General features: G+C 35.4%; 2 protein-coding genes. Both read left to right on the top strand.

The genetic code is table 11. The annotated features are described in order from the left end of the window. Nucleotides 1-7,136 (top strand): PKD domain-containing protein (locus tag HN894_04715; GenBank protein MBT7142619.1); only part of this gene is annotated, 7,136 nt, incomplete at its 5' end. 98 nt (nucleotides 7,137-7,234) lie between these two features. Further along, nucleotides 7,235-7,822 (top strand): AAA family ATPase, encoded by a 588-nt coding sequence (locus tag HN894_04720; protein ID MBT7142620.1) that lies wholly within the window; start codon nucleotides 7,235-7,237, stop codon nucleotides 7,820-7,822. The last annotated feature ends 128 nt before the right edge of the window (nucleotides 7,823-7,950 follow it).

A 7,950-nucleotide genomic window follows, 5' to 3' on the forward strand; every position in this document is an offset into this window, starting at 1 on the left:
GATGGGGTTCTTATTCTTACTCATGGAATAATTCAGCAACAACTGAAGATATTTCTGATTTGATTACAGAAAACTACTCTGTAACAGTAACTGACATGGGCGGCTGCGAAGCTTTAGGAAGTTATTTTGTTGATGAACCAACTAATATAGAATTAGAGTTAATTTCAACAACAGATATTTTATGCTTTAACCAAAATACCGGTGAAATTGATATTGAAGTTACAGGTGGTAGCCCGTCATATAGTTTCTTATGGTCAAATAATGCAACAACCGAAGACCTATCTGATATCACAGCCGATTCCTACCAACTTACTGTTACCGACCTAAATGGCTGCACCGAAACAATTAGTGCAACTATAACTTCACCTGACAAGATAGTTGTGAGTGGGAATGAGCAAAACCCAACCTGCAATGGAAATTCGGATGGTTCAATCACTTTAACAATTACTGGTGGTGTAACACCGTATCAGTTTGTATGGTCTAACACTGCAACTACTCAAAATATTGATAATTTAGATGCAGGAAATTACTCAGTTACAATTACTGACGACAATAACTGTACGAAGATTAGAAACTACAATTTGAGTCAGCCTAGTATTTTTACTGTTTTTTCTAATGTTCAGGATGTGAGTTGTTATGGATTTGCCGACGGTTCTATTAATGTTACTATTCTTGGCGGAAGCCAGCCTTATACTTTTTTATGGTCGAATGGAGCAACTACAGAAGATGCAGATAACCTTGTTACCGAAACCTATACACTCACTATTACAGATGCAAATAACTGTATTAAAAATGTAACAAAAACCGTTGAACAACCTGATGAGCTAATTATTGCGCTTGATGGTTCAGATACAATTTGTTATGCAAGCAACAATGGATTTGTCAATTCACTTGTAAGTGGTGGTGAACCATCATATAATTATCTATGGTCAAACGGAGCAAGCACTCAAAATATTAACAATTTGAGTGGCGGAACTTATATTGTAAGTGTTAGCGACGATAATTCCTGCGAAACTATTGATGAGTTTTTTATTCTGGAATTGCCTGAAATTACAATCGCCGAGCAAATTACAAATACCACCTGTTTCGAAAACAACGATGGTGCAATCGATATTAGTGTAGCCGGTGGAATAGGAAATCATTCTTACCTATGGTCGAATTTGGAAACAAGCGAAGATATTGACAATTTGTATTTAGGGAATTATTCAATTGCAGTTGTTGATGAATTTGGATGCGAGGAGAATGAAAATTTCACTGTGTCAGGTCCAGAATTTTTAGAAATCACTTTTGTAGAAAATAGTGTGTCTTGTTTTGGTTACAGCGATGGCTCAATTGATATTTCTGTTAGCGGTGGAACAGCGCCATATTCCTACACTTGGGATAATTCTGAAACTTCCGAAGATTTGAATACTATTCCGCAAGGAACATATTCAATTACAGTAACAGATTTGAACAATTGTGTTGCAACAGAACAAATTACACTTGGTGAACCTATTGGCTTCGATTTGATAGTAAACAAAAACGATATTCTTTGTTTAGGACAGAATGATGGTAGTATTGAGGTAATCCCAAATGGTGGCGATCCTCCGTTCTCATTCATATGGTCGAATAACGAAACAGATAGTTTTATTAGCAATCTCGCACCTGGCACCTACTATTTAACTATCGAAGATGTGTTTGGATGTATCGTAAACGAAAATTTCGAAATATTCTCACCTACTATGCTTCAGACCACAATGTATAAAACCAATGTTTCAGTTTTCGGTGGAAACGATGGTACAGCTACAGTTGTAGCCAGCGGGGGAGTATCTCCATATTCATATGCCTGGAGCGATGCAGCTGGTCAAACAAACCAAATTGCAATAGATTTAATAGCTGGTACATACTATGTTACAGTTTCTGATGCCAATTTATGCGAAAAAATAAATTCAGTAACAATTACACAACCACTTTGCAATGCTGATTATTCATATAGTATTCTCGGGGATTCCATTACAATGCAAAACCTTGCCTCAGGCTCCGATTTAGAATTTTTATGGGATTTTGATGATTTCTCATTTTCTACCGAAGAAAACCCTGTACATTATTATCTACAGGGAGGATTCTTCAATGTTTGTCTGTCAATATTTGATACCATAACAGGTTGTCAGGATTCATATTGCGAAATTATAGAAATTCAGGACACAAATATAGTTACCTGCAACTCTGATTTTAATTATTCAGCCATAGATACCACCGTAACTTTCACAAACAATTCAAGTGGTACGCTTACCGATTATTTCTGGGAATTTGGCGACGGTTCGGTTTCATATCTTGAAAATCCGGTTCATCACTATGACCATGGCGATTTTTATAATGTATGTTTAACTACCTATGATGCATTGAGTGGATGCCAATCAATTTCATGCCAAGTTGTTTATGTTGAAGATCCTATTGTGATTACTTGTAACTCTGACTTTGGATATTTCCCAGTAGATACTACGGTAAGTTTCAATAATCTTGCACAAGGCTATTTCACAAATTTCTATTGGAATTTTGGTGATGGTAACTTTTCAAATTCAGAAAATCCTGTTCATCATTACCAGAATGGAGGTTTCTTTGAAGCGTGTCTTACAATTTTCGACTCTATAAGTGGCTGTACTGACAATTATTGCGAAATGATTTTTGTTGAAGAATTGATTGTAGTTACCTGTAATTCCGACTTCATTTATTTCCCTATTGATACTACTGTATTTTTTGAGAATAATTCATTAGGAACCTATACGGATTTCTTCTGGTCTTTCGGTGATGGCTTCTATTCTTATGAAGAAGAACCGGTTCATCAATACGACCATGGAGATTATTATAATGTTTGTCTGACTATTTTCGATACAGTTAGTGGTTGCCAGGATATTTTCTGCGATATAATTTATGTTGAAGATCCGGTAGTGGTAGTTTGTAATGCCGATTTTGAATATTTTCCTGTCGATACAACAGTTTCATTTACAAGCATTTCTACTGGAACTTTCACAAATTTCAGTTGGAGTTTTGGTGATGGAACATATTCAACTTCAGAAAACCCAGTTCATCATTACGAAAATGGAGACTACTACGAGGTTTGTTTAACTGTTTACGATTTGTTGAGTGGATGCCAAAATACTTATTGTGAGGTAATTTATGTTGAAGATCCTGTTGTAGTAAGCTGTAATGCCGATTTCGAATATTTCCCAGATGATACTACGGTTGTTTTTGCGAACATTTCTTACGGAACTTACACAAATTACCACTGGAGCTTTGGCGATGGTTTTTATTCAAGCCAATTTAGCCCCGTTCACAACTACGACCACGGAGACTACTACGAAGTATGTCTTACAGTTTATGACACTGTTAGTGGATGTCAGGATATGTATTGTACAATTATTTATGTAGTGGACCCGGTTGTTGTTTCCTGTAATTCAAATTTTGAGCATTTTGCAATCGACACAAGTGTTACTTTTGCCAACCTTTCATTCGGTACTTTTACTAACTTCCTATGGAACTTTGGTGATGGAACTCAATCAACACTAGAAAATCCAGTTCATCAATACGAAAACGGTGGATTTTATAATGTTTGCCTTACAATATTCGATACAATAAGTGGATGTCAGGATATTTTCTGTAAAAATATTCTTGTCGAAGACCCAATTATTGTTAGTTGTAATGCCAATTTTGAGTTCTTCCCTGTCGATACAACTGTAAGTTTTTCAAATATTTCAACTGGCTCGTTTACCGATTTCCTTTGGAGTTTTGGCGATGGATATTTCTCTTACGAGGAAAATCCTGTTCATCACTATGAGGATGGAGATTATTATGTAGTAACACTCACAATTCTTGACTCAATAAGCGGTTGCCAGGATATTTATTCTACAAATATTATTGTTGAAGACCCTGTGATCGTAACTTGTAATGCCGATTTTGAGTTTTTCCCAGTAAATACGACTGTAACTTTCTCTAACGAATCCTTCGGTACTTATACTGATTTCTTCTGGGATTTTGGTGATGGACAATATTCAAATGTTGAAAATCCTGTAAATATTTATGCTACAGGCGGATTCTACGATGTTTGCTTAACAGTTTTCGATTCTGTTTCAGGTTGTCAGGATAACTATTGTCAGAATATTTTGGTAGAAGATCCGATAGTTGTTTCCTGTAATGCCGATTTCATTTTCTTCTCGGAAGATACCACAGTAACATTCCTTAACCTTTCTCTCGGAACATTCACTAATTTCTTCTGGGATTTCGACGATGGTCAGTTTTCAAGTCTTGAACATCCGGTTCATAATTTCTCTGATGCCGGATATTATTATGTATGTTTAACAGTTTACGATTCTGTTAGCCAATGCCAGAATACCTTCTGCCAGGATGTAGTGGTTGTCGATCCTGTTGTTATTATTTGTAATGCTGAATTTACTTATGTCCCCAATGATAAAACTATTTATTTCACTCAGGATGCTGTAGGTTCATATTCAGGAATTTTCTGGGATTTCGACGATGGTTATAACTCAAATCAGGAAAACCCTGTTCATATCTATGAAGAGGATGGATATTACGAAGTATGCTTGTGTGTATTGGATACAAGTACTGGATGCTTCGATACATATTGCGATATAATTACTGTAGGTGACCCAACCTCAAGTTGTAAAGCTGATTTTACCTATTTCCCTGACATAAATGATAGTTTAACAATTCATTTTGCCGATGAATCATTTGGAGATCCGGATTCCTGGTATTGGGATTTTGATGACAATTCGTTTGCAAATATTTCTCAAAATCCGGTTTATACTTTTGCAAATTCCGGTTATTTCAGAGTTAGTCTTACAATTCAGACAAGCTTCGATTGTTCGGAGTTTTTCCCTCCTTTGCCTCCAATAGTATGCGATTCGCTAAGTCAAATACTATTTGGTTGCCAAAAAACATATAGTAAAATAATTGCAGTAGGCGATGTAAGTAATAGTAGTTATGCTTTCTATACTTATTTTGCAGATTCAATTACCGCAACAGCTCATTTCAATAACGAATCGGAAGGAGAATTCGATGAAAATAGTTGGTTCTGGGAATTTGGAGATGGAATAACTTCATATCAGGAAAATCCTTCACATACATATGCCGATACAGGTTATTATGCAGTTTGTCTTACCACAACCACTATAAACGGTCTGGTAAAAACTTATTGTAATGAAGTCAGAATTGGTAACTCTATCGCAAATCCATGTCTGATTTCTTGTGTGTGGCCAGGAGATGCGAATAACGATTTAGAAGCAAATAACTACGATATTCTTAAAATTGGTCTGAATTATGGATTAGCAGGCCCCAACCGTGCTGAAATAAGTACATATTGGACAGGACATTTTGCTCAAAACTGGTCAACATATCAGCTAGATGGAACAAATAACAAACATGGCGATTGTAACGGAGACGGTGTGATTAATTTATTAGATATTGAAGCAATATATCAAAATTTTGCACACAGCCACTACCAGCAGCCTGATAAGAACGATGCTGTCTGGTTCATGAATATAGGTTGGGAAGACGATGGTAGTAAAACCAGCCGCCATAAAGGACGTGTCCGACTTCGTAGAGCTACTAAGGATTTAGGTAAACCCACATACGACAACAACCTTTACGGATTGGGTTACGAAATTGAATTGCTTGGCGCCGAAGGAATAATATGGAATTCCATAGAAGTTAGTTTCGATACCTGCTGGTTAGGTAACATTACTACAGATTTAATGTCATTCTTTACTATCGATTCTGCTCAACAAAAACTTTTCATAGGTTTGACCAAGTTCAACCAGCAAAATGCAAGTGGTGGAGAAAATGATACTACCGGTATTATGCAGTTTTCTATGGAATTTTTGGCAGGATACGATACCTCAAATGTTAGTTTCATTGTAACATCTGCCGGTGGAGTTCAAGCCGATGGTTCACATGTCGATATTGCAAGCGAGGCAAATATTGCAAGCTGGCAAATAATTCCTTTAGATCAAGGTTGGAGCATGTTCTCTACATTCCTCACCCCCAATGCACTAAATATTGGCGATCTTATGCAAGCAGTTTCTACAAACGTAATGCTGATAAAAGATGATCTTGGAATGGTATATTGGCCAAGCCAGGGCATTAATTTAATTGGTGATATAAATATTGGAAAAGGATATCAGGTGAATATGCTCAATGCCGATTCATTAACTATTGTTGGACCGGCAGTCGATCCATTAGAAACACCTGTACCAATACCTTCCGGATATAGTATGATTGGCTATTTGAGAATTGACGAAGCATCAATTATCGATGTTTTTAGTGATATTGCTCCAAATACTGTTATTGTGAAAGACGACAAAGGTTATGTATATTGGCCATATTTTGGTTTCAACAATATTGGTAATATGGAACCAGGAAAAGGATATAGTGTAAAAATGGGTAATGCAGATACGCTAATCTTCCCTGCAAATGGTCAAATTAACAAGGCAACGGTTCAGATTCCGCAAAATCAACATTATATTGATATTCATAATACGGGAGTAAATATGACTCTTGGGCTGCCAAAATCAAGCTTCGAGGATATTGAGCCTTTTGTAAAAATTGGAGATGAAATTGGAATTTTCAACGAAAGTGATGAGCTTGTAGGAGCTTCGGTTTATACAGGTGGATACGCGGCAATTTCAATTTGGGGAGATGATGAATATTCTGATGAAATTGACGGAATATTAGATAATGAAAAATTCGCAATAAAAGTCTGGAACGAGCAATACGAATATACACTGACTGTAGAAAACTGGATTGAAGGAGATGAATTTTATGAAACAAATAAAATTTCGATTGCCGGAAAACTTGGATTGCTGCAAGATGCAAACCAATTGGCTATAATTCTGCTGCAAAATGTTCCAAATCCGTTTGCCGATAAAACACAGATTTCTTTCTATATTCCTGAAGATACTTATTTGGAAATTAATACTTACAATGTGCTTGGCGAAAAAATAGAGCAAATTGTTGGGAGAGAATATACAAAAGGCTTGCATACAGTAGTTCTCGATGCTAATGATTATGCACCTGGCACCTATTTCTACAAATTGATTACTCCAAACTTTATTGGCGCAAAATCTATGAATGTTATTAAATAGAATCTGTTTGAAACATTTAAAAAGCCGAGATGTTTTTCATTTCGGCTTTTTTTATAATTGTATATTCAAATCACAAATGACTATATTTGCTGAATGATTTGGAAAATGAAAAAAAAACTATGCATCACGAAAAGATAACAATAAAAGGGTTAAGAGGTTTATCTAAAATAATGATTGATGATTTTAAAAGGGTAAATCTTTTTGTAGGTAGAAATAATTGCGGAAAAACATCTGTTCTTGAAGCATTGTTTTTAATAACTGGGATTTCAAATCCTAAACTGCCTATTACTTTAAATCAATTTAGAGGAATAAACTATTTTATTGGTGATGATAAGGACTTTAAATTGATCTTTAATGAATTGAACTACGAAAATGGAGTTGAAATATTATCGATAACAAAAGCAAAAGAACGAAAGCTGCGAATTAAGCCTCATTTTCAAGTAGAAAATAAAAATATCGAAACTACATTTGATAAAGACAGTTTTGAAAAACCTGATTTACATACATATCAAAACTATCAGGCAGTTGATGGGTTTGAATATTCCTTTTCTGTTCAAAAAAAGGATTTTGAAGCCTCAATAGTTCAAGCTGGATTGTTATTCAATCAGAGTGTTTCTAAAATGGATATTCCGGTCATGTTGACCCCTCAATCCGGCCATATTGACCCCTCTAGATTTTGGTTTTAAAGAACGCTTTAATATGACAAAATTTCAGTTTATAAAATCATTTTTTCATACTTCAAATTTACTTTTTTTTCTTAAACTTTCTCCTCTTAATTCAATTCTGTGTGATGAATGAATTAATCTGTCAAGTA

Source organism: Bacteroidota bacterium, from assembly GCA_018692315.1.
In the GTDB taxonomy this organism is placed as follows: domain Bacteria; phylum Bacteroidota; class Bacteroidia; order Bacteroidales; family JABHKC01; genus JABHKC01.